The sequence below is a fragment of the Acinetobacter sp. HA genome (assembly GCF_000264725.1).
Classification (GTDB): Bacteria; Pseudomonadota; Gammaproteobacteria; order Pseudomonadales; family Moraxellaceae; genus Acinetobacter; species Acinetobacter schindleri.
This window is the reverse complement of the sequence record NZ_AJXD01000100.1, coordinates 1-860: the sequence shown is the minus strand read 5'-3', so window position 1 is coordinate 860 and position 860 is coordinate 1. Positions and strand designations below refer to the sequence as shown.

Sequence of the window (860 nt, the reverse complement as noted above, 5' to 3'; positions counted from 1 at the left end):
GTTTGCGAGATTGAAGCATTTCCGAGCGATTGCAACCCGATTTGATAAGCTTGCACGAAATTACCAGTCTATGATTTACATTGCTTGCATGTTTATTTGGTGTAAAGCCAAATGAGGACACGCCCTAATCAAAAAACATTTGAATTGGCTAAAACTCCACTAATTTGTCAAGCTTTGATAGAGTTGTTTCATCATAGGCATGCACTTCCTGAAGTAAGGGTAAAAGTATATCAACAAATTATTGAATTACTTCTAACTAAGCATCCTAAGGCTAGAGCTCATGCTGGTGGATTGTTGAATAAAGATGTTATGCATATTAGGCATGATGACATCCAAAATTTATTGATAAAGCTTGCATGGAAATTACAAACGGCTGATTTACATGCTTCTACATTATCCAGAAATGAATGCAAAAAAATTATAGAAGACTATTTAATTGATGATGAAGAAGGGTTGGGCGAAGACCTAAATACTGCAAAAATTCATGCTAATACAATATTAGATCTCTTAGTCGATCAGTATGCAATATTAGTAGAAAGAAGTCCGAAACAATATAATTTTGTACATTTGAGCATTCAAGAATATTTAGCAGCTGAGCACGTTATAAGACTTAGTGAAGCTGATCAATTAAATTGGTTTAAGGAGCATTGGATATTAAAAAACTGGCATGAAAGTATTTTAAGTTGGTTTGGCCTACTAGATTCTCAAGGAAAAAAAGATCTAGTTTCTACCACTCTCGATATTTTAGACGAACATGGTCAAGAGGGAGAGTGGCAACGTTTAAAATCAACAATGCTACAGACTGAATTGATCACTTCAGATCGGCTTTGTTGCACAAAGATTTGAAATGCAAAGCGCCC

Annotated in this window: 1 protein-coding gene and 1 pseudogene; both read left to right on the top strand. The window is 35.0% G+C overall.

All coding sequences use genetic code 11. The annotated features are described in order from the left end of the window. Positions 1-115, top strand: a pseudogene (locus HADU_RS15585) (IS5/IS1182 family transposase); the annotation flags it as partial. Continuing rightward, a complete protein-coding gene (locus HADU_RS15100; RefSeq protein WP_008307673.1) occupies positions 112-846 on the top strand; it encodes an NACHT domain-containing protein in 735 nt (244 codons plus the stop codon). The pseudogene HADU_RS15585 and the gene HADU_RS15100, both read left to right, overlap by 4 nt. Positions 847-860 lie beyond the last annotated feature (14 nt).

Excerpts from the sequence above, each read along its gene's own strand:
- HADU_RS15100 (WP_008307673.1), top strand. The coding sequence starts at position 112 with ATGAGGACACGCCCTAATCAAAAAACATTTGAATTGGCTAAAACTCCA.